This is a genomic window from Rhodopirellula sp. J20-39 (assembly GCF_057365095.1).
In genome coordinates, this window is the sequence record NZ_CP195123.1 from 4,179,819 (window position 1) to 4,202,722 (window position 22,904).

The 22,904-nt window shown below is 54.2% G+C and carries 19 protein-coding genes and 1 tRNA gene; 12 read left to right on the forward strand and 8 right to left on the reverse strand.

From position 1 onward, the window contains the following. Window positions 1-165: 165 nt before the first annotated feature. Together ACR3ZL_RS15235 and ACR3ZL_RS15240 are read right to left on the reverse strand one after the other, a co-directional pair. Window positions 166-1,194, reverse strand: coding sequence for an AEC family transporter (locus ACR3ZL_RS15235; RefSeq protein WP_473652265.1), 1,029 nt, complete (start codon window positions 1,192-1,194; stop codon window positions 166-168). Then, on the reverse strand, window positions 1,191-1,694 hold the full coding sequence (locus tag ACR3ZL_RS15240) for a hypothetical protein (protein ID WP_473652264.1): 504 nt from the start codon (window positions 1,692-1,694) through the stop codon (window positions 1,191-1,193). The genes ACR3ZL_RS15235 and ACR3ZL_RS15240 overlap by 4 nt, the downstream gene beginning before the upstream one ends. Window positions 1,695-1,804: 110 nt before the next feature. Between ACR3ZL_RS15240 and ACR3ZL_RS15245 the strand changes: the two genes are divergently transcribed. Together ACR3ZL_RS15245 and ACR3ZL_RS15250 are read left to right on the forward strand one after the other, a co-directional pair. Further along, window positions 1,805-3,505, forward strand: a complete 1,701-nt coding sequence (locus tag ACR3ZL_RS15245; RefSeq protein WP_473652263.1) for a 30S ribosomal protein S1 — start codon at window positions 1,805-1,807, stop codon at window positions 3,503-3,505. A 38-nt stretch (window positions 3,506-3,543) separates the two neighbouring features. After that, entirely contained in the window at window positions 3,544-4,341 is a 798-nt protein-coding gene (locus ACR3ZL_RS15250) for a TIGR00282 family metallophosphoesterase (protein WP_473652262.1), read from the forward strand. A gap of 184 nt (window positions 4,342-4,525) precedes the next feature. Here the strand turns inward: ACR3ZL_RS15250 and ACR3ZL_RS15255 are convergent, their stop codons facing one another. From ACR3ZL_RS15255 to ACR3ZL_RS15270, 4 genes are all read right to left on the reverse strand, one after another. Next, on the reverse strand, window positions 4,526-4,750 hold the full coding sequence (locus ACR3ZL_RS15255) for a hypothetical protein (protein ID WP_473652261.1): 225 nt from the start codon (window positions 4,748-4,750) through the stop codon (window positions 4,526-4,528). 81 nt (window positions 4,751-4,831) lie between these two features. After that, window positions 4,832-5,998, reverse strand: coding sequence for a DUF1559 family PulG-like putative transporter (locus ACR3ZL_RS15260; RefSeq protein ID WP_486172743.1), 1,167 nt, complete (start codon window positions 5,996-5,998; stop codon window positions 4,832-4,834). 1,113 nt (window positions 5,999-7,111) lie between these two features. After that, a complete protein-coding gene (locus ACR3ZL_RS15265) occupies window positions 7,112-8,599 on the reverse strand; it encodes a hypothetical protein (protein WP_473652259.1) in 1,488 nt (495 codons plus the stop codon). Window positions 8,600-9,523: 924 nt separating this feature from the next. Then, window positions 9,524-9,596, reverse strand: a tRNA-Ala gene (locus tag ACR3ZL_RS15270). Window positions 9,597-9,810: 214 nt separating this feature from the next. Here ACR3ZL_RS15270 and ACR3ZL_RS15275 point away from each other — a divergent pair. The 4 genes from ACR3ZL_RS15275 to coaE all read left to right on the forward strand — a co-directional run bounded on the left by ACR3ZL_RS15275 (window position 9,811) and on the right by coaE (window position 13,414). Then, complete coding sequence (locus tag ACR3ZL_RS15275) at window positions 9,811-10,539, forward strand: hypothetical protein (RefSeq protein WP_473652258.1); 729 nt, start codon at window positions 9,811-9,813, stop codon at window positions 10,537-10,539. Between the two features lie 317 nt (window positions 10,540-10,856). Beyond that, window positions 10,857-11,858, forward strand: coding sequence for an AAA family ATPase (locus ACR3ZL_RS15280; protein ID WP_473652257.1), 1,002 nt, complete (start codon window positions 10,857-10,859; stop codon window positions 11,856-11,858). A gap of 157 nt (window positions 11,859-12,015) precedes the next feature. Beyond that, window positions 12,016-12,747, forward strand: coding sequence for a zinc ribbon domain-containing protein (locus ACR3ZL_RS15285; RefSeq protein WP_473652256.1), 732 nt, complete (start codon window positions 12,016-12,018; stop codon window positions 12,745-12,747). A 49-nt stretch (window positions 12,748-12,796) separates the two neighbouring features. Continuing rightward, on the forward strand, window positions 12,797-13,414 hold the full coding sequence (coaE, locus tag ACR3ZL_RS15290) for a dephospho-CoA kinase (RefSeq protein ID WP_473652255.1): 618 nt from the start codon (window positions 12,797-12,799) through the stop codon (window positions 13,412-13,414). A gap of 91 nt (window positions 13,415-13,505) precedes the next feature. On the opposite strand, the gene ACR3ZL_RS15295 is transcribed toward coaE, so the two are convergent. Together ACR3ZL_RS15295 and ACR3ZL_RS15300 are read right to left on the reverse strand one after the other, a co-directional pair. Next, window positions 13,506-14,153 (reverse strand): peroxiredoxin-like family protein, encoded by a 648-nt coding sequence (locus tag ACR3ZL_RS15295; RefSeq protein WP_473652254.1) that lies wholly within the window; start codon window positions 14,151-14,153, stop codon window positions 13,506-13,508. Between the two features lie 93 nt (window positions 14,154-14,246). Next, a complete protein-coding gene (locus tag ACR3ZL_RS15300) occupies window positions 14,247-14,375 on the reverse strand; it encodes a hypothetical protein (RefSeq protein WP_473652253.1) in 129 nt (42 codons plus the stop codon). 268 nt (window positions 14,376-14,643) lie between these two features. Here ACR3ZL_RS15300 and ACR3ZL_RS15305 point away from each other — a divergent pair, with 268 nt between their 5' ends. From ACR3ZL_RS15305 to ACR3ZL_RS15330, 6 genes are all read left to right on the forward strand, one after another. After that, on the forward strand, window positions 14,644-15,321 hold the full coding sequence (locus ACR3ZL_RS15305; RefSeq protein ID WP_473652252.1) for a response regulator transcription factor: 678 nt from the start codon (window positions 14,644-14,646) through the stop codon (window positions 15,319-15,321). Window position 15,322: 1 nt separating this feature from the next. Then, window positions 15,323-16,744: a sensor histidine kinase gene (locus tag ACR3ZL_RS15310; RefSeq protein WP_473652251.1), complete on the forward strand. Its 1,422-nt coding sequence runs from the start codon at window positions 15,323-15,325 to the stop codon at window positions 16,742-16,744. Window positions 16,745-16,978: 234 nt separating this feature from the next. After that, complete coding sequence (locus ACR3ZL_RS15315) at window positions 16,979-17,140, forward strand: hypothetical protein (protein WP_473652250.1); 162 nt, start codon at window positions 16,979-16,981, stop codon at window positions 17,138-17,140. A 307-nt stretch (window positions 17,141-17,447) separates the two neighbouring features. Then, on the forward strand, window positions 17,448-18,620 hold the full coding sequence (locus ACR3ZL_RS15320) for a DUF6786 family protein (protein WP_486172744.1): 1,173 nt from the start codon (window positions 17,448-17,450) through the stop codon (window positions 18,618-18,620). A 75-nt stretch (window positions 18,621-18,695) separates the two neighbouring features. After that, window positions 18,696-20,741: an ATP-binding protein gene (locus ACR3ZL_RS15325; RefSeq protein ID WP_486172745.1), complete on the forward strand. Its 2,046-nt coding sequence runs from the start codon at window positions 18,696-18,698 to the stop codon at window positions 20,739-20,741. Window positions 20,742-20,938: 197 nt separating this feature from the next. Next, complete coding sequence (locus ACR3ZL_RS15330; protein WP_473652248.1) at window positions 20,939-22,579, forward strand: sulfatase family protein; 1,641 nt, start codon at window positions 20,939-20,941, stop codon at window positions 22,577-22,579. Window positions 22,580-22,904 lie beyond the last annotated feature (325 nt).

Consider the following 22,904-nt stretch of genomic DNA (forward strand, 5'->3'; position numbering starts at 1 on the left):
TGTGCTTGTATTGTACGCTCGGTCAAGCCCTGCTGGCAAGGCAAGTCTCTTTTACAGCGGGTTCTCGCCCCGGTTTTTAGCGTTAAAGCGACGTTGCCGGGGCCATCTGTCCCCCGTTCGCAATCCTTGTCCGGCTACAAACCGACCGCTATCGGCCGATCCGGATTATCCCGCTAGCCACCATGCCCCCACGGACATCCATATCGGAATCGACAAAATCCCAATCACCGAGGTGGACAGAACGACTCGCAAGGCCGTCGCCGTGTCGCCGCCGTACAACCGCACCAGAATGATAGGGAATACGGCGGTAGGCATCGCAGCCTGCAACAGCATTACGTTTCGCAGGTCCACTTGGGTCAGCAAATACGCCGCCAGCGATAGCATCAGCACGGGCATCAACAGCAGTCGAAAAGCGACCCCCAGAGCGATCACTCGAGACGCACCGGACCAATCCGCCGCGTCAACGAAATCAACAATGATCGCTCCGATCAGCAACAATCCGACGGGAATCGCTGAATTTGCGAGCATTCCAACGGGCTTCATCATCTGGCCGGGAATCCAGACTTCCAGACCGAACTCGCGAATAATCAAGGCGATCACCGCGGCGGCCAGCGGGACACTACTGATTGCGGGTAGGATTTTTGCCAACCAACGGCGGATCCCGGAGCCACGCAAGTTCGGATTGGACCCCGCCGGTTCCGTCGTCCGTCCTCCCGAAATGATTGCGATCCCGACACTCCATAACGCCAAGTCAACGCCCACGTTATGCAGGATCAACTCCACCTCCGCCTCGGGATAGAAGATCTGGGCCAACGGCAACGGGATGTATCCGTAGTTGCAGATCCCCGCACACAACGTGAACGCTCGCTGCTGCAAATCGGTCTTCAAACCGAACCAGGGACCAATGGTCCGGGCGATCAATCCGGCCAGCAAAAAGCTAAAGACGGTCACGCTGAACCCTAGCACTGGTGCTATCCACGTGGTCGCGAACGGCCCCAAAGTCGGGTCGTTGAGGATCCGGTCAAAAAACAGTGCTGGGATCAACACGTTCGCGGTGATTTTGGCCAGCGAAAAATCCGCCTCGCTGGTTAACCAACCACGGTTTCGACAGAACGCTCCCACACCGATGACGAAGAAAACACCCAGAACACTGCTGACAATCAGGCCGAAATGCGACCACGGCGAGTCGGTCATTTAGCCAGACACTCGATCATCAACAATTGCCATTCCGTCCATTGTGCTTTCAGCAGCCACTGCGTCACCGCTGGATCCTGGTTTCGTCCCCCACAGCAATGTTCGACCTGATCGATAAAGTCGTACGGATCGCGATAGACGGATTCGTGCAACTCCGCCAATCGAGTCAAAACGGGGTGTTTGCCAACGCGGCGGAACCAGTATTTCGCATTCGTATAGTCGCCTTCACGCCGGTGCATGATCCCGTGCCAGAAACTGCCCTCGGCGGAGGAATCGTCCTGGCTAATCGTGTGACTTCGGTCCAGGTCACCCGCCAGCAACCACAATCCGGAAATCACCAGGGGCGGCAGGTCTAGATTGGGGCCATTCAGCGCATCGGCCAGCTCCGCAACCCGCGGTTCGTCAATCAATCCGGGGATCGACGCGTTCACCACGGCCTGGCGAATCGGTTCGGGAAAAGTCGCTGCGTGTGTTTCGAAAAAGTTGTCTAGTTTTGGCATAGTGAAATGAGGCTACCGGGTGGCCTCTGTCATTGCTAGACTACCGGCTTCGTTCTTTTGAACGCGATTGCTCGCGTTTCCTGCCCTTTGATCTCCGCCGAATTATGTCCGTGACCGAGAACTCGGAAACTAACCCGCCCGCGACCGCTGTTGAAGGTGCCGCTGAGAGCCCTTCAAGCGAAGCCGCCGTTGCCAACGTCGCACCCGCGAACGAAGCAGCGACGCCCAGCGAAGCTGCTTCTAGTGACCAAACTGCGACCAATGTGGCTCCGACATCGCCAGCCGCAACCTCACCGGCGGCCAAACCAGCCAAGAAGGGCGCCCCGTTGCCTCGCATAGGCGGCGGTCCCCTATCCGCTCGCGGATTGGGAGTTGCCAAACCCATTTCGCCGGCTGCGGTTTCGACCGAAGACCTGGAGCGTCAAAGCCAAGCAAAACCTGCTGGCAAGGGCGGCAACAAACAAAGCGGCAAAAAGGGAGCTCCTCGCCCGCGACTCGCTGGTGAATCCGACCAGGACGTGACCCAGGCCCCAAAGGCCCAGCCCCAGAAACCTGGCAAGATCGCGGTCCCCAACGTTCGCGATAGCCTTTCCGATGACCTCGAAGCCGAACTCGCCGCCTCGCTTGCCGGTGCGGACGTCGACTCCTTCCTAGGCGGCGGTGCTGGTTTGCCCGATCGCCGTGAGCCGCTCGCTGAAGGTGCTCGGGTTCAAGCGAAGGTTCTCAAAATCCACGAAGACACCGTGTTCGTCTCGCTCGGCGGGCCAGACGAAGGCACCGTGCCTTTCGAACAGTTCACCGAAGAAGAACCCGTGCCAGGCGAAGCCGTTGAGGTCATCGTGCGTGGGCTCAACAGCGAAGACGGGCTCTACTCATGCTCGCGTCCCGGATCGGCCATCGAAGTCAGCGACTGGGATGATATCGACGAAGGTTCCGTCGTCGAAGCAACCGTTACCGGCCATAACACCGGTGGATTGGAATGCACCGTCGGATCGATCAAAGGCTTCATGCCGATCAGCCAAGTAACGGAATACCGAGTCGAGGACCTCAGCGAGTTTGTCGACAAGAAGTTTGTTTGCTTGGTCACCGAAGCGAATGCTCGTCGTGGTAACCTCGTTCTAAGCCGCCGTGCGATTCTGGAACGTGAGCGCGAGGTCAAGCGAAAAGAACAACTCGAAAAGATTGAGCCAGGTGATATTCTCGAAGGCGTCGTTCGAAGTGTTCGTGACTTCGGTGCATTCGTCGACCTCGGCGGACTCGATGGCCTGATCCACGTCAGCAAGCTGAGCTGGGAACGTGTGAAACACCCAAGCGAAGTGATCGAAGAAGGCCAAATGGTCAAGGTGCGAGTCGATAAGGTTGACAAGCAAACCGGAAAGATCGGCCTGACCTATCGAGACCTACTGGAAAACCCATGGGATTCCGCTGAAAGCGAATTCACAGTTGGATCCGTCCACACAGGAACGGTCACCCGAACGGCCGATTTTGGTTGCTTCGTGCGATTGACCGCGGGCGTCGAAGGGCTTGTCCATATCAGCGAACTGGCTACCCATCGCGTGTCGAAGGTCAGTGCTTTCGTTAGCGAAGGCGACGAAGTCCAAGTCAAAGTACTGTCGTTTGATCGCGATTCACAGAAGGTCGGTTTGTCGATCAAAGCGGCTTTGGCAAAACCTGTCGATGCGTCAGCAGTCGCCGAAGAGGAACCTGACGAGCCACCACGTGAACCGGAGATCGGACCACAGCACACCGGACCTTTGCGAGGCGGCAACGATCGTCCTTCCGGCGGTGAGCGTTTCGGTCTTCGTTGGTAGTTTCCCGTTCTCGCTCCACTGATCACTACCACTAACGCGTGCGATTTTTGTTTCTTGGTGATGTCGTCGGCAAGCCCGGCTACTCCGCAGTGTTGGCTCACGTAGCCAACCTCAAGGAACAGCACGCGCTAGACGCGGTCGTGATCAATGCGGAAAACGCGGCCGACGGCGCGGGCTTGATGCCACGTCAATACCGACGCTTGATCGAAGCCGGCGTAGACGGGATAACCATGGGCGATCATATCTATCGCCGCGCCGAGATTATCCCGGTGCTCGAGAAGAGCGATCGAATCGTCAAGCCAGCAAACTATCCAGCCAACGCATCTGGCAAAAATTGGGTTGTCGTCCCGACTCCATCTGGAAAGCTGGGCATCGTTTCGCTGATGGGCCGCGTTTTCATGCGGCCAGTTGACTGTCCGTTCACGGCCATCGATCGCGTGCTGGATGAGATCGCCGGCGAAGCGGATGCAATTCTGGTTGACGTTCACGCTGAAGCGACCAGCGACAAACAAGCTCTTGGCCGGTATCTCGACGGGCGTGTTACCGCCGTCTTGGGCACCCATACTCATGTGCCCACGGCCGACGCGCACATCATGCCAGGCGGCACCGCGATGCAGTGCGATGTTGGCATGTGCGGTCCTTACCAAAGCATCATCGGGCGAGATGTCTCGCGAGTGATGAAGACTACGACGACGTTCGAGCCATGCCATTTTCATGTGGCCACCCGCGACGTGCGTCTGTGTGGTGCCATCATCGAAAGCGACGATCAGGCCCAAGCCATTTCAATCGAACGCTTCGAAGTACCAGTGCCTTACGAGCCGGGAACGAAGTCGTGATCGAAAGCCGATCTTGCTTTCATTACTGTTGTTTACGCTAACGTGTTTTGAAGCTTATTGCTTCAGCACTACCAGCTTGCAAGACCCTCTCGCAAACCGCCGCTTAAGCTCCTACATAAAGCTTCCACACAACGGCCGGACGCGCACTGCCCGACCGGCGAGTTCCGTGTTCAAAGCAAACGATTTAACGACCTGGCCCATACTGAGCGTTCGCTGCTTTCTGAGCTGCTGCAGCCGCGGCACGCTCTTCGAGCATTTTGGCGTCGGATTGATCTTGCAACGCTTTGAAGTCAGCAATCTCTTTCTCATCAGCGCTGTCAATTGCGGACGAAGTACCGCTGGAACCACCGCAACCGGCGCAAGCAATACAGAACAGAAACATCAGGGAGAATCGATGGAGTTTGGTCATTAGAAAGATTCTTGTAAATGCAAATAGAAAAGCCCCGGGACGCAGATGCTCCCCGGGGCCCGTAAGTTAGAAACCCGGTTTCTATAGTTCTTCTTCGATAACTTCTTTAGCTGCACGAGTGCCCAAAGAACCCCATAGACCGTAAGGACTCTTTTGGCCCTTCTTGTTCCAGCGGTGAATCAATGGGGCGGTTGAATCGCCTGCTTCGATTGAATCAGTGACAAACTTGACAGCCCCGTCACCCATCAGAACGTGAACACCACCTTGGTGACGGCTAGACATGGTCGCGACAATCGCTCCCCATGCTCCATCCTGGTCGCAAATTTCACGGTTGGGTGGAAGGATCGTCATTGTTTGTGAGTAATTCGGATTGAAGTCAGCCCAGCGGTAGCCGCGGCCTTCGTTTGCACCCGCATTGGACGATGTCGCCCAAAACTGGGGGCGAGTAGCGTCAGCCTTGCTTGCACACACCGAAGGATTAGGCCGAAGGTCTTGCCACCCGTCCTTTCGGGCGATCGTTCGCTTGTCATTGTCGCCTAGATCAGTCGCAATTTCACCAGCGGCGATGGTGTTGGACAATCCATCCAAGCAATCACGGAAGCGACTTGCTTTGCGAGGTTGGAAGAAGCCACGAAGTGCAGCGATGCATTCTTCAGCGGCACCTGTATCGGTGATGTTCGTACGATCCTTGTTCGCAAAACCTTGGTGCGACAACCAAGCTGAATCTCCAGTGCAAGCGGCATAGTTCGTGCGTCCTAAGCCAGGTAGTCCTTGGCCTGGATCGCTGGGACAGCGATATGTTGGGATGTTGGTAACCCATGGTCCGTAGTCCACACGATCAGGATACGGCCCCATTGCGACCCACGGTGGACTTCGCAAGTCACCGTCAGCGTCAGCTCCGTTTGGATTTGCGATTTGCTCCCAAAGAGCTTGTCCCTCTACGAAAGGCACGACGCCGACAAGCATGCTCAGGCTGCGGCCGTTAGACAGATCAGTCTTATCCCAGTATTCAACAAGACCAGCGTCACGGGTACCAGCACCGTGTGTCGGCAACTGTTTGTAAGCACTGTGGTAGTTGTGAATTCCAAGCCCGATCTGCTTGAAATTGTTACTGCAACTCATTCGGCGCGCTGCCTCACGAGCGGCTTGGACGGCGGGCAGAAGTAGCCCAACCAATACGCCAATGATGGCGATGACCACGAGCAGTTCCACTAGTGTGAAACCATGGTTGCGGAAGTTGCGTTTCATCGAGTTCCCCGAAAGTTGAGGTATTAAGAAGTCAAAATGTTGATTTAAGGACAAACTTGCGTCTAAACGGAAAGAGCGAATTCATCCCTCCACTACACTAATGCGTTATTATGTGCAGGAATCCGCCACTGCAAAGTGCGAAATATCCGCAAAAATGCGAATTCTTATCTCTCCCCACTCTTGCGGGTGGGTGTTTCAGCACGTTTTTGCTGCACGCAAACTGAAGTGCATGCGAATTCTGAACGGAATCGCCCATCGCGTCGTTCCGATTGTCGCGATTCTGACGATTTCATGGGGATGAAGCACTGGTCAAGCTGCTCCCGCAGGGATCCAGGAAGGTGCCATCGCTTCATCTGCCCCCCCCCTCACCAAGCAGCTTTGCTATGTAACAAGGCGGCGACGAAATCCGTGCTTAGTGTGCCGCACCCAAGACTCGCCGCAATGAATCAGACAAGAATGAGAGTGCCTCGACCGAAACCGACTTCAGAAACCAAAGCTGTCGAGCGATTGCATTCAATTCAGCATTGCGACAACTAACCCCAAACTGACTGGCTCATCAGCACGTGACGTTTCGTCCGGTCTTTGGCGATCCCCTTCGTTGTAACCTTCGACTCACGACCGTCCTTTGAGTTGTATCCTTGGCATGACTTGAGGGTCGATTCCACCGCCATTGTTCGTCCAATTATCTACGGAGAATCGGCGTGTTTTCCACGACGTTAAAGCGACTTCCTCGAACCGCCTTCGAGCAGGAATTGCGTTTGCACACCAGCCTGAATCAGCGATCACCAAGCTCACGCCAAAAACGAAAGAGAACCTACTCAACCCACGCTCAGCAAAGACGGTCATTCATGAATGATTGATCATGCTTTGTTGCGTTTGCTCGGTTTAGCGTTTGTATTTATAGGTGTGTTCGAAACCACTGTTGCGATGCTAGACGCCTGCGACATGATCTGGTTCGTGATCGCGTCGCAGTCTGAGGATGACGAGCCTAAATCCGACCGCCATAAAACCGGGACTACATAAATCAGGTCGCTAAACTGGATTTGAATTCGCGATTAAAAATCCAATCGGCGTAAGAGTTGTTAGCGTCTGACGCGTAGGGAGGGTGCTTCCTCATTCAGGGTTGGCTACCCACGACGATTCATGCCCGTTTCTCCATCTGTGGGTCCCAGAAAGTGTCTCTGAGGCAGAAAACTTGAGTGATACAAATCCGCGTTCAGAGTCATCAAACATAATTCTGTACGAATTGTTTCCGACCTTTGCCCAGTTACCAACCAGCTTACGATTTTTCAGCACTTTATGATCTGATCGGAATTCGTACTTAGCTGTACCTGACTTTGCGGAGCCTTTTTCAAGCCACGACACAGCCCATTTGCCGTCGATGCTGCTTGGAGTTTCGGTCGACTTAGTCCCCGGAAAATGACTCGGCCCCATCGATGGAGATTCATCAACTAGCATCTGTTTCGTTTTCGCAGGACTAGGGACTGGCTCAGAAATTACTAACTCATCAACCATGCAGGGATCGCCGAAATTGGAAACCGTAATTGGCTTGTTGGGATCAGCTCGAAACTCCCTGGCACTCGCCATTTGTGTTGCCATTTCATCCAGTGCTAGGACGGTTTCTGCGTACTGGATCAATGCCTTTTGAAGCAAGCCTCGGTAAAGGTCACGACGATCTGAATCACCAGCGTCTTCACGTTCGGCCGACACCGTAAAGCTATCCCCAAGATTCGCCGATACGTCTTCGAGACGCCTAGCGAGCGCTCCAAACCGCCATTCATCGGTCGATTCATCCCGATAGTTGACTCCGAGTTTGAGCCACTTGTTGCCAAGAGTTTCGCGGCCTTTCGATATGCGGTGCGCAATCTGCTGAAAAGTAGCTTGCTGATCCTTCTCTGCACCGTCAATGATCGAAAGGGCAGTTGAAACAAAACTGGTCGCCGCAAGTAAGTCCTCTTTCCCCGAGCCAGATGAGCCGAATCGATAGAGTGGCTTTTGGTCTAGATCTTTCCTCGCTACAGCACGGAATGCAACTTCGCACCAGAGCTTACTTTGTTCCAGTTGAAGTTCATGCCGCCTTGCCGCTAAAGCTGCAGCGTTGCCTCGAAACTTCGCTGCATTCGCAGTTGCTCTTTGCTGGGCACTCTCGTTCGCACGATACATGTAGTCAAATTGCGGAGGGCGCTGGTGGACCGGAAGTCCTTGTCTCGAAGGAACCCCAGCTTTCGATTGATTATCGCTTTCCGGTGACTGGTGGCTAAGTATGGCTCGTGTGTGGTAGGTATGGTTCTCGGTAGGGTGGTAAAAGAATTTTTCCGCTGTTGTTCCATAGAATTTGTCCCACCTGACTGGACCGCCTGCTCTTTGGTCCATCCGGTCATTACCAGCTTCCGCTCGACCGGCTCGTCCGGTCGCAATTGCTGCACGAGTTCTGTACTTGCCTGATGCCTTGTCAATTGCTTCGAGGTTGGCTTCGACGTCTACCAATCGAACCATCAGGAAGATCAATCTCTGATCGATCTCTTCCCAGCCCTCAGCCAAACCTTGTGCCGGTGCGAACGGATCCGACTCCTGGGCGAAGGCAGGGAGTGCCACAAGCATAAGAAAGCACAGAGTGAGCGGTCGTTTCATCGAATTCTGTTTTTGAAAGGATGGGAAATCCAGGGCAATGAACTTATCAAAACAACAGGTGGAAAGCCACTTTTTAAAGAACTCAGCAAGGCTTTTCGGTTTTTGCAATCAGTCTGAATATGGCGGTTCCGCTAGGGAAGATTGACGGTAAGGTTCCCGTTGCACCCAGAACGCAATAATCCGACGACCGATACGCCGGAGTTCGGGAGGTAGGTGCCGATAGAACATCTGAAGGCCTTTGAATTTGGCAATTTGTTCTTTTAGACGATGGCTACAAACAGTTGAAACAGGGCAACGAAGGGTTACTTACATACATTGGCACGCTCATCGGTTTCGAAGACAAGGTAAATCCGATAGAGCGTAACCAACGACGCAATGCGGAACAGCGAATACGAATTGGTGGGGAGTGGTTCCAAGCGGAGAAACCATTTTGTTGTCTGGGACATCACTGCAACTCTACGCATCGTTCCGACCTTCCCAAAACATCTTTCGAACAATCTGCGGGAAGTCCTGCCGAATCGGTTGCAGAAAATGTCAATGCGCAATTGCGGATCTTTACGACGCTCGTCGTCTGTCCGGCACTTCGGTCGCCAACCGAAAATCGGGGCCCTGGTTTGCAACGTCGAAGATGGCAATTCTTGGGCTTCTTTCAAAGCTTCAATCGCTGTTGGATGAGCTTGCCCGGGGCAACTTGCGATGATGTTGCTTTGTGAGCCGAAAGAGATGGTTTTACGCAACGGCATTCTTCTCGGTGGGGCAGATTTGAGTTGAGATCCGCCCGAGCTGTTCTGCCTACCAATAGGGCCCAATCATGAAATGCCGCGATTCGCAAAGACGGCGGGATGACGGCGCACGAAAAAAGCCGCCTGTGAAATCACAAGCGGCTTATTCGGATGGAGGATAACGGACTTGAACCGATGACCTCCTGCATGCCATGCAGGCGCTCTCCCAACTGAGCTAATCCCCCGAAGAAGCGGGAGTTTATAGAGAGCTGGGGTGTGGAGTCAAGGCCCGTGAGACGGTCATTTCAAAAACTGTTTTGGGACGGCCTTACCCCCCGTAGGTTCGTGATTGCCAAGCATTTCCGCGGTCTTTTAATTCACCGCGCATCGTGGGTGCCGAGGGAGTCTCTAAGATCACAGAAACTTTCTGGTCAAAACCAATCGTCCGTGAGAATTCCGGTGAGCGACTCCTCTCCTGATACCCGTTCTAATCCTCCCATTCGGCAATCCTCTCTCAAGAAGGTCATGCTGTATGGGCTGGTCGGGTCCGTGGTCCTGGGCGCGATCTTGGGAATCGTCTTTGTGATCCGCAACTCGTGGGGCTGGTTGGAGCTGCGGGTGATCTTGACGACGACCATCGTCGCTGGCGGGAGCCTGTGCGGACTGGCGTGCGACCTATCACGCCGGCCGTTCGGTGCGAACGTGATTCCGAAAGCGGGCATGGTGATGACCGGGCTGGCATCATGCCTGCTGTTGTTTGGTATTTGGGCTGACGGCGATTCCGAACTCTACTGGAAAACGACACTTTGCACCACGATTATTGCCGTTGCCCTGATCCACGTTGGCTTGCTTTCGATCGCCAAACTGTCTCGACGGTTTTCCTACCTTCCGTTCGTCACGAATCAGATCATCTTCGGATACGCATTGCTTCTGTGCACGATGATTGTGGCTCAAATCGATTCGTCTGGTACTTTCCGATTGGCCATGGCCGGATCCATCGTGGTCGCGGCACTGAGCTTGGTGATTCCGATCCTGCACCGGATCAGCAAAATGGAGGCTCGTGCGGCGGGCGAAGAGTTGTTGGACGTCGCCGAGCAGCGAAGCGTCGACTCGATTGATCAAGAAATCGCCCGACTTCAGAAGCGAATCGCAGATCTGCAGCGGGTGCGATGCCGATTGATCGGCTGAAACCGGCGTTCGTATTGTGTCCTATTCGACTAGAGCATTTTGATTTTTGTCGTAGCCGAACTCGTCAAGAGTTTCGTGCCCAGACGTGGAGATCGAAAGTCTTGACGACTTCCGCTACAGCCTACGGTATTCCCCAAAATGCTCTAGGCAGTAACGTGTTGGCGAAGCAGATCCGTGGCGATTGAAATGGGAATCTGGCCACTGACGACATGTCGGTTTCGGATGCATCTGCACTGGCTGCACAGGCGTTTGCTGGCGTGTTAGGATAGGCCGCGTCGAGCCTCTTCTACCCACCGCCCCCTGTTTGGCAGTCATTGATGTCCACCGTCGAAAACATGCAAGCGGACGCGGAAGCCTTCCGCGGTCGGTATGCTGAGGTCAAAGAAATGATCGGTCGGGTGATCGTCGGTCACTCCGAAATTGTCGACGGCGTGCTAACTGCGATGTTGTGCCGCGGCCACGTTTTGCTGGAAGGCGTGCCAGGGCTGGGGAAAACCATGCTGGTCCGAACACTATCGGAAGTGCTGGACCTGCAATTCAACCGCATTCAGTTCACGCCGGACCTGATGCCAGCGGATATTCTCGGGACGAACATGATCGTCGAGGAAGAAACGGGCCGGCGGAAATTTGAATTTCAACGCGGTCCCGTTTTCACGCAAATCTTGCTTGCCGACGAAATCAACCGGGCCACGCCCAAGACGCAGTCGGCGATGTTGGAAACGATGCAGGAAGGCACCGTTACTGCGGGTGGCCAGCGATTTGAATTGTCTCAGCCGTTCTTCGTACTGGCGACGCAAAACCCGATCGAGCAAGAAGGCACCTATCCGCTGCCGGAAGCCCAGATGGACCGCTTCCTATTCAAGCTGGTTGTTGGCTACTCATCTCGCGAAGAGCTTGGCACGATCGTCGATCGCACCACCCGTGGTGAAAAGATCGATGTTGACAAAATTATGGACGGCGCCGAAATCATCCGCTGGCAAAAACTGGTTCGCGAAGTGATCCTCGCCCCGCACGTTCAGGATTACTTGGTGCGTTTGACGATGGCGACACATCCCGACGGCGCTCACAGCGTGCCGATCACCAATCAATACGTCCGCTGGGGAAGCAGCCCGCGGGGAGCTCAGACGCTTGCATTGACCGCGAAAGTGCGGGCGTTGCTAGACGGGCGTTTTAACGTCTCGTTCGAGGACATTCGCCGGGTGTTCCTGCCTGCGATGCGGCACCGCGTGCTTTTGAACTTTGAAGCCCAAGCTGAGGGCATCGACACCGATCAAGTTTTGCTCGACATTCTGGAGAAGGTTCCTGAAAAGGCGGACTGATTTTCATGAACACACTGGGCATGAACACACTCGTCTAGATGTTTCGGTGCCGACCAGTCCACCAGCACCCAATTTCGCCAGCGAACATCCTTACACACCGGCTGTGCCCACACCAACAGCCAACACATTTCTAGATCGTTACTAAACCTGGATACTTATGGCCGCTAGTGCCCCCATCGACGTCAGTACCCCACTTCTGCGGCGACTGCACCGAATTTTGCAACAAAGAGCGGACCTGCAGGGTCAAGCTCGACGCGGTCCGCTGCAGTTGAAGGCCGTTGGCGCAACCGTCGTGGCCGCCGAAGCCGAAGTGAAGCAAGCGGCCGAACTCTTGAAGAAGGCTCGTTTGTTATCCGACGAAAAACAGCTTCAGCTTCAAACGCGAGAAGCTCATGTTGCGGATTTGAATCGCAAGCTCAACGAAGCGTCATCGAACAAAGAGTTCACGTTGCTGAAGGAGCAGATCGCCGCCGACGAGCAAGCCAACAGCGTGCAGAGCGACGAGATCTTCGAGATCCTTGAACGCATTGACTCGTTAACCCAGCAACTTCGCGAAAAGGAAGCATCGCTCGCCGAAGTCGAAGCGGAAAAGAACAAGCGAGTTGGCGAAATTGAGCAACGTCAACAACGAGTGTCTGCCGACCTCGCCCGCGTTGAAATCCAGTTGGAAGAAGCGGAAACCGAGATCCCGACGGCGCTGAAGTCGGAGTGGCGAAGACTGATTGAAGCTCGCGGCGAAGAAGCGTTCGCGAACTTAGAAGGCGAATCGTGTGGTGGTTGTTCGCAAACGCTGACGACTCAGGTCGTTAGCATGCTGATGCTTTCCAAGTTGACGTATTGCCCGAATTGCAATTCGATTCTTTATCTGCCCGAAGACCGCCAGGTCTGATTAACGCCGAAGAGAGTGGACGCCAGGTCTCAACAGACGGCTGGGTTGAATGAGCGAGCGACAAACGCCACGAAAGATTGGCATCATCGGTCCGCCATGCAGCGGGAAGTCCACCGTCGCGAAGCAGTTGGTGACTTTAGGCGGCGTGTGGATTAACGCTGACGTCATCGCGAAGGAACAGTTGTTGGTACCTGAGGTGATCGAATCTCTCGTTGAGAAATTCGGTGCAGGAATCTTGGACGAATCCGGTGCACTGTCGCGACCAGCGATCGCTTCATTAGTCTTCGGCGAAGACGATGCTTCCCAAGAGCGCTTGAAGCAACTCGAAGCGATCATTCACCCTCGCACGCGAGCGGTCATCAACAACCAAATCGAACGAGCTTCCGGTGCACGAATTGTGATCTTGGATGTGCCGTTACTTCTCGAGGGTGGGTGGGATACCGTTTGCGATGAAGTCTGGTGTCTGAAGATTTCACCGGAGCGACAACAGATATTGCTGAACGCGAGGGGCTGGGATCTTGCGGAACTTCATCGGCGTCAGAAGCGACAGATCCCATGGGAAGAGAAACAACGTCGTGCCGACTGGATTCTTGAAAACAACGGCACGCTCGATGAACTCGCCACCAAGGTGACTGAGCGAGTGAGACAGCTATTAGCGGAAGATTGATCGCATTCCAATTCTTCGCGTGTCCGCAGAGCAACTGGTGACGTCGCTTTCGTTCGCTAACGAACTGTGCAACCGATTTGTCAGCCCGCGATCACAGTTGCTTCAACGCGTTGACAATGTCATCGGGCTCAGCACGACTGCGGTAGTCCACGTCCACAAAACGCCACACCACGTTTCCTTCTTTTGAAAGGACGAAGGTAGCGGGGATCGGTAGCACGCTGCCGTTACCGTTATTGATGTCAGCTAGGTCAAGGTTCCTGTCTTTCCGCATGTGTTCCAGGATCGCCTCCGGAACTTCCCAAGCGACGCCATATTCCGCAGCAACGCGTGCATCTTGGTCCGAAACCACCGTGAAGTCCAAGTCAGCACGCTCGGTATCCGACATCGATTCATCAGGGAACTGAGGACTGATCGCAATCAACTCGGCCTCGAGTTCGCGAATGTCAGACATGCGGGCCTGCAAAGCACGTAGCTGAAGATTGCAATAGGGACACCAACTTCCGCGATAAAACGTCACAACCACAGGCCCGCGTGCCAGCAGGTCAGACAAACGGACAAGTTCGCCCGTTGCATCGAGCAGTTCGAAATGCGGAGCCTTCGCGGCCACCTGGATTGCATCGCCACCCGTTTTGAATTCTCTCGCTTGTTCGATCAAATCTTCGACGCCTTTCATGAATTCGGGCTTCGCTTGCCGCGTCTTCTCAATTTGTGCGTTTGTCTGTTCTTTCAGTGTGCTCATCCATCGTTCCCATTCAAAGCGTTGTTGGTTGCGTGCTTCCTAGCCGATTCTCGGTGTTGACTTCCCAGTAGATTACGAGCGTGTCGCTATCCATCAATGCTTTTCCGCATTGGGGAACCGCCGTTCGGATTGATAGCGGAGACAGCCGCCCCAGCATGTCAGCATTAACACGCCAGCGGTAGCGGCAGCGATGAATTGAACCGTAATCACTAGATGTCCCATGAAATTCTCCAGATGCTGGGGATCAGTTGGATGTTGGTGCCGTTTCGACACGTTGGAACTATCGCACGCCCATGTGAACGCTGGCTGAAGGCAAGATAAAACCGTCTTCATGTGAAACGGAATGCCATCGTGTCGTCACTCAACTTGCGGCCCCGGGACGCGTATCCTCGCCAGATGAAGAGAACTTTATCTTGGGTTCATGATCGGCACATTTTGGTTCACAATACTATGGTCTCCCGCTTCGCTTTTTCCTTCTATGAGCCACCAGATGAGTGTTCGCATATTGGTCGTCGAGGACGAACCGGGAATCGCTGACTTCTTGGTCCGTGGTATGACCGAGGAAGGTTATGCGGTAACGCATGTGGAGGATGGCCCTCACGCTTGGCTTCGATTGCAATCCGAGACTTGGGACCTAGTCGTTCTAGACTGGTGGCTCCCTGGCGAAGACGGGCTTCAGATTTTGAAACGGTTCCGTCAAAAGGATCGCAACACACCGGTGTTGTTCTTGACCGCACGCGATGGAATCCGCGAACGCGTTACCGGACTGGATGCGGGAGCAGACGACTATCTAACCAAACCCTTCGCGTTCGAAGAACTTTTAGCAAGAGTCCGCTCACTATTGAGACGCCAGGGACAGCCGGATTCGATTCATTTGGAGTTCCAGGACATCTGCATTGATCTGGCACAACAGCGAGCGACACGGGACGACATGCCGCTGGACTTAACGGCCAAAGAAGTGTCACTTCTAACGATGTTTCTACGGCATCCAGGCCGCGTGCTGACGCGGACACGAATTTATGAAACCGTGTGGGACGAACAATTCGACGGGCTGTCTAACACGCTGGAGGTGCATGTTAAAGAACTCAGACGCAAACTGGAGAAGTACGGACCACGAGTGATTCAAACGCGGCGTGGACAAGGGTATATCTTGGAGTCGTCCCATTAAGATGAGCCTGACGAACCGAGTATCAACGTTCTTCCTTGTCGCCCTGGGAATCATTCTGCTTGCTTACTCGCTGGTATTCTATTCCGTTACTCGCGATCACATTGACGATCAGTTCACCGGCGAGATGCGGGGCGTGCTCCATTCGTTAATTGCGGCGGCGGAGGTCGAAGAAACCGAGGTGAAGTGGCAACCACTGGAGCACTCCATCGAGGTCGGTGTCCAAGACGAATTCGGCCCAGTGCACTGGGTCGTAGTAGGCGACAACGGCCTGATGGTCGAGCAGTCCCGATCCGTTGATTCCGGTTGGTTGTCGTGGATCAAGAATAATGCTCGACTTGGTCACGAAGAGACCCGTGGCACGCCGCGTTTGGTATCCACCGGTGAGTGGGAAACCATGAGCCAGCATGTTTCCGCACCGCATCCGGTGCGAACCGAACGTGAGCTTGACGAGTTCGATTCTCTAACGGTCGTGGTGGGACGTTCAACAATACAACGCGACGCAATCGTCTTTCGTCTTCGATTGCTGGTGACGCTGTTGCCGTTACTATCTTGGTCACTGGCCGCATTGCTAGGTCGTTGGATCGTTCGTAAGGCATTACACCCGGTGGCGGAGATGGCCAAGCAATCGCAATCGATCGACGGTGCCGATTTCGAATCGCGATTGCAATTCAGCGACACCCGTGATGAATTGTCCGAATTAGGCGATGCGTTCAATCGCTTGCTCGATCGACAGCAAGTCGCGTTCGAACAACAACGACGCTTCGCTGGTGACGCCGCACATGAGTTGCGCACGCCAATCACGGTCCTACTTGGGCAGATTGATGTAACTCTGCGGCGTCCACGCAGTGAAACAGAGTACGAATCCAACTTGCGTCAATTGCGAAGTCAAACGCATGGGCTGCAAGAAATTGTCGAAACATTGCTGTTCCTCGCTCGCAATGACTCTGAGTCGTCGCTCCCAAACTTTCGCGATGTCCCACTTAGATCTTGGTTAACCAGTCAGGCTCAGACTTGGAACGACCATCCTCGATATTCGGACATCATTCTGAATTGTGATTTATCCGAAGACGCTAAGATCCATGCTACGCCGGCGTTACTGGCTCGTGTCATCGACAATCTTGTTTTCAACGCCTTGAAGTACAGCGATCTCGGAACGCCTGTAATTGTTCGAGCATTTACCGATGATCAGGACGCGGTCGTGCAAGTCAAGGATTCAGGTCCAGGAATTTCGTCCGAGGATCTGCCTCAGGTGTTCGCCCCATTCTTTCGATCCAGCGATGCTCGACGTCGAGGGATCGCCGGCAACGGACTTGGGCTAGCAATTGCCGACCGGATTGCCAAAACGCTCGGTGGCAGTCTGCAATGCGAGAGCGAACTCGGACTCGGTAGTCGCTTCACGCTTCGCGTGCCGCTGGCTGATTAGTCGCCGACTATCAGCATCGTCTGGATGAACTCGAATTCATCTAGGCTTCACGTTGTTCTTATGGGCCCGCTCGATACTTCTTTCAAACACAGGAACGTCTGTTGTCGCAATGTTCCCGACAAGTAGCCCCTCTTTTGAAAGATGCCCACTATGTTTCGTTTCGCATTTCGGTCTATTCAAACAACGCTTTTCAATTGTCTAATTGGCGCTCTTGATCCATTGCAAAAGGACGCGATGTCGATGACTCTCCATGACTGCGTCCGCATGCCTCGATCAGCGGAGTTACTGCTACGGCATCCTGCGCCGCAACAGCGTGTTGGTTCAACTCGTGCGGTCGAATCTCCTGTTGTCGCCAATGCAATCAGTCATCCGGCGGCGTCGGACTACCAGAATTAGCCGTAAGTGTGCCTCAGATTCAAATTTCACGGCACCTTCCAATTCGTGCCTGAGTGCTATAACCAATCCCACAATTCCTGACACAGGGACTGCTTCCCAGTGTGTGTCGTCGATTGCGGTTACATTCCGTATTACACTATTAGACTGTCCGGTTTGATGCCGCGGTCAACAGTCACTCGCACGTGCTCCCCACACTCGCAACACGGAATCCCGAATGAGGCTCTTCAGTTTCGCTCTTCTCGCAGTCTTCTGCACACTCGCTTTTCCTAGCACTCACCTCTTTTCTCAAGATGACAAGGTATCCGGCATGACCCGTTTCGAGGACGACGTCACTTTCCTAAAGAAGCACACTTCGATCGTCATGTTGGAAAGTGACGGTGCAGCGGTCGCGGTTGCTCCGGAATACCAAGGGCGAGTCATGACCAGCACGTTCGATCGCGAATCTGGCCCAGGCTTTGGATGGATTAACCGAAAGGTTATCGCGGCTGGCTTGTTGTCGGAGGCGGAACGCAAGGGAAAGCTAGAAGAGCATATCTACATCTTTGGCGGCGAAGAGCGATTCTGGCTCGGACCTGAGGGTGGTCAGTTCGCGTTGTACTTCAAGCCCGGAACCAAGTTTGAATTCTCTGATTGGCGTACACCCGCACCGATCGATACCGAACCGTTCGAGTTGGTCAACCAAACCTCCGACTCAGCGGAGTTCAAAAGAGATTGCGAGATCACCAACTACAGCGGTACCGAACTGAAGATGGGGATTGAGCGGACGGTTCGATTGTTAGATCAATCCAGTCTTGAAGACACGCTTCAATCGGATTCTTTGCCGGACAGTATCAAGGTTGTCGCTTATGAAACGGACAACCGACTGACCAACCGTGGCGATCAAGCTTGGACGCAGGAAACGGGTATGCCGTCGATTTGGATGTTGGGCATGTACAACCCCTCTCCCCAAACGACCGTCGTGATTCCTTTCAAAGCGGGTGACGAATCGGAATTGGGCCCGCGAGTCAACGACACGTATTTTGGCAAAGTGCCGCCTGAATACATCACCGTCGAAGATGACGTTTTGTTTTTCAAAGGTGATGGTACGCGGCGTGGAAAGATCGGAGTCTCGCCGCAACGGTCCAAAGGAATCGCTGGCAGTTACGACGCGGATGGTAAGGTGCTGACCATTGTGACGTATAACGTACAAGACGCGCCCAGCGGATACGTCAATTCCATGTGGGAGCACCAAGAGCAGCCTTTCGTTGGGGACGTCATCAACGCTTACAACGATGGTTCGCCAGCACCGGGCGAGGCCCCACTCGGACCATTCTACGAACTGGAAACATCATCGCCAGCGGCAGCACTGAAGCCGGGGGAAACCATGCGTCACATTCAGCGAACGTTGCACTTGCAAGGGGAAGAGTCCGATCTCGATCCGATCGCTAAGCGTCTATTCGGTGTTAGCTTGGCCGAAATCAAAGCTGGCGAGAAGCAATAGTTCTCAATCGGGCAAGCGACTGTTGCTACGCCGCCATTGCCGCTTACCTAATTCGTTTCTCGTTAGCGAGTCTTCATGATCGGCTTTTCACTCCCAACCGTAAATCGCACTCGCCTTACCATCGGTTCGGTCGTGTTCTTGCTGGTGGGACTGTTGAGTTCGGGAACGATCGCGGTGGCGGACGGGCTTGCCTGGCTGTCACCTGAACTGCGTGACGCTCAATCTCTGCTCGAACGGTCACAACAGGAGTTCGCCGGCCTAGGGTCACTGCGATTACGGCAAACGGCTCCAGAAGTTGGGGCTCAGTTGCAGATGTCCGTCGCCCCGCCTCCGCAGGCCCCTTGGGTGCAAATTGATTTAGGTGAGGCTCGCGAATTCGATCAAATCATGATCGTTCCGGTTGTTATCGGAGTCGCCGAAGAAGAACAGGAACCGTACGCGTTCCCCAAGCGTTTTCGAGTCGACGTCTCGGCCAGCAAAGACTTTGATGATTTTCAATTGCTCTACGATTCAGCTAGCAACTTACCCAGCGAAAAAGCGAGTTCTCTGGACACAACCAGTCCTTACCCGGTTGTCATCAACGTGCCAGGAACGCGGTCACGTTACCTTCGCTTAACAGTTACCGAACTGAACAAGGTGGCCGATCGTTGGACGTACGCATTGTCCGAAATCATGCTGATTCAAGGTGATCGTAACGTCGCCCTGAACGCGTCCGTCTCGATGCCGGGCACCAGTACGCTAAAGCCGGTCTGGCATCCGTCCTATCTGGTCGACGGCCGGACTCCACTGGGACCTCCGATTCAGCCTGCTCGGGTCGATGCGGATCTGCCAAAATTTGATGGCGTGTTTCGGTCGTCGTCCAATCCGAAAGAGGAGATTTGGTTCCAGGTTGATTTGGGATCACCTAAAAGTTTCGATTCTCTGCGATTGTTCCCCGTACACGCCCGGCAAGGCGCCGACTATCCCGGCTATAGCTTTCCGCTGGCGTTCCGCGTTGAAGCGTCCAATGTTGAATCATTCGAACAATCGGAGGTCCTCTATCGAACCAAGTCCGACTATCCCAACCCGGGAAATAACGCTGTCTTGTTGAAGCTACGGACGCAGTCCGATTTACAGTCCACACAGTTTCGATACATCCGATTTATCAGCGAAAAGGGTGCGCTGAACGGATCTAACCGAGTGGGGTTTGCTGAACTTCAGCTTCTCGACGGCAGCAAGAATCAGGCGTTTAAGAAGCCGGTGATCGCCGTGGATCTTGAGTTGGGGCGACCACTCAGCTTGCTCGTTGATGGTGAGGCCAGTTACGGGGAAATCCTACCGCTTCATCAATGGAGCGAGCGATGGCAGGCCGCCAGAAACCTGCGCCGCGATGCTGCCCTCGCCAAGAAACGTATCGCCAAGCTGAGTTTGTTGGCGCGTCAGCGCTTGATCACGCTAACGTCGGCGTTCGGAGTGTTCGCTTGCATTCTACTTGGGTTGCTTGCATGGAAGGTGAACCGAAACCGCCAACGACAGCGTGCGGAATTTCGGATGCGGTTAGCCCAAGATTTGCATGATGAAATTGGCAGCAACCTCGCCGCAATTTCACGGATTGGGGAAATCGGCGAAACCGTTCAGTTGGATCAAGAATCGAAGGACGACTGGCGGTCGGTGCGTGAACTCGCCGGCGAGTGTACCCAAGCGATGCAAGAAACGTTGTGGTTACTGGGCGGTCCTCGACGCAGCGACCAGACGCTGATGGCGCAGTTGAAATCGATTGCGACTCGAATGTTGCCGGGGATCGAAGTGACGTACGACATCGATCCCGCCTTTCAAGAACGCCAGCCGACCGAATCCGCACAACGCGAAATCGTTTTGGTTTTTAAAGCGATGCTTGCCAACATCGCTCGCAGCGCTCAAGCCACCAAAGTCACAATTCTGGCGAAGACCGATCAGCGACATACATGGATCCAGGTCCAAGACAACGGTGTCGGGTTCGATACGGCGGCTTGGGAAAACCGAATGAAAGCCCGCGGCATGGGATTAGAAAGCATGAGCAATCGGCTTTCGAAACTAGGTGGCAGGCTCACCATCGAGTCTGAGCCTGGCGACGGCACACGTTTAACGATGACGCTACCCTAAGACGGGTTGAGTGTTCTTAGATCGAAGCGTTCCTGAATCGATCGCCAGTGTCGACAATTGTTGCAAACGAGTGCTACTTCGCCTACGTTCGAGCGACTGACACATCGTAATAGCGTTTGTTCTGTGCCATTTGCCGCGTGTTTCCTACGGCAAATCGCAATTTTCATTTTCCCCACGACGTTCTCACTAGGTGCTTTATGCCGCGAAGTCACTCGCTCTATTTCTCCAACGCTGCAACACGACTGCGGTTGTGCCTTTTGGCTGCATTCACATCCGTCGTATTCGGCTTGGCTTTTTCCGGTGCAATTCCGAGTAACGCAGACGAGCCGGCGTCGAGTCAGGTTTCGAAGTCGAAAACGCCTAACATCATCTGGATCATGGCCGAGGACATGGGACTCGATCTGGAATGTTTCGGACGTGCCGGCGTTAAGACGCCAAACCTGAACAAGATGGCTAAGGAAGGGGCGATCTATCACCGAGCCTATTGTGCTAACCCGATCTGTTCGCCGAACCGGTCATCGATGATGACGGGAGTCCACCAGACACTGATCAACGCCCACCATCATCGCAGTAACCGCGATTTGCCGCTCGCCGCTCCGTACAAGCCAATCACAAGCTATTTGCGAGACGCTGGATACACATGCATTTTGGGCAGCGATCTTGTCATGAACAAAGGACGTAAAATTGATTGCAACTTCAAGCATTCGGCGATAGGTCCGTACGATGGCGTCAAGCATTTCGGATTGTTCGATAAGCTCGACGATTTCTCCGCCGCCGATCAACCTTTCTTCAACCAGATCCAGTGCGTTGTCACGCACCGCGGGGACTGGTGGAATCGAGTTCGGAAGGAATCGAAACATCCTGTGGCGATTGACTCGATTGAATTACCACCTTGGTTCGCCGACACGCCAGAGATCCGCTACGACTGGGCGGCTTATCTCGATACGGTCGAGTACATGGACAACGAAGTGGGCTCGATTCTGCAGAAGGTCAAAGACGAAGGGCTTCAGGAGAACACCGTTGTGATCTTCATCGCTGACAACGGACGCTGCAATTTGCGAGGCAAAGGCTACCTGCACGAGTCCGGCATTCATGTTCCGATGATCGTCTGGGCTCCAGGGATGATTCAGCCCGGTACGGTCGTTGATGAACTGGTGATGACAACTGATATCTCGGCGTCCGTGCTGAAATTGGCGGGCGCTGAAATGCCTGGCTACTTGACCGGGAAACCGATCCTGGGCGTCGACAAACCGGAGTACCGCCAGTACGTCCGTTCGGCGCGTGACATTTGGGACGAGATTGATGAGTGTTCTCGTAGCGTGACGACGAAACAGTTCACCTATATCAAGAACCACATGCCGGAAGTTCCATGGCTGACCAGTCAAGCTTATTTGGAGATCAATCGCCCGGCACAACACGTGATGCGGCGTTTGCAGGCGGAGGGCAAGTTGTCCAAGAACGAGCTCACCTTCATGGTGGATCGCAAGCCAGTCGAAGAGCTCTACGATCTGGCGAAAGATCCTGATCAGCTCAACAACCTTGCTTCCAATCCTGAATACACCGCCGTGTTGCAGAAGATGCGAGCGATGGAGGCGGCTTGGCAATCCGAACACGATGACCAAGGTTTGGCCGATCTTGGCCATCGAAAGCCGGAACTGGGGCTGGCCGCGGAACTCGCCGTGGAAGGTGTGAAAAAACACTCGCCTGAATTGTGGGCTCGCCTCGAGTCCGGTGAGCTGATGGAAACTCATAGCTGGATGAAGACCTACGGCTCGCCCGCTTCAAGGCCAGCGACAAAGCCCGGCGCTAAGAAACGCCAAAAGAACTCCGGCAAGTAACTAAAGCGAACCAGAAGTCACAACTGTCTTTGCCAGGTCATGCCCGAATTTCGGCCATGCCTTGCTGTTTCGGCTGGTCGATTTTCAACGCCGCCATGGTCCGATTCGCCGCAGCAATTTCGGCTGTGCCCGTTCTAGAAGACGAGCTGCAAACGTAATTCAAACTGGCATCGCGACTGCTTTTGCTCCAGTTTTGATGTCTTCGCAAGGAGGTTCGGGCCGCCCAGTGCGGTCCAGGGAATCCCTTCGCGTCTCTCCAATGGAAGGTGATCAAGCATTGACTTGGTCTGTGGCCGCACCTACACTAGAAACAACCTGCTGATTG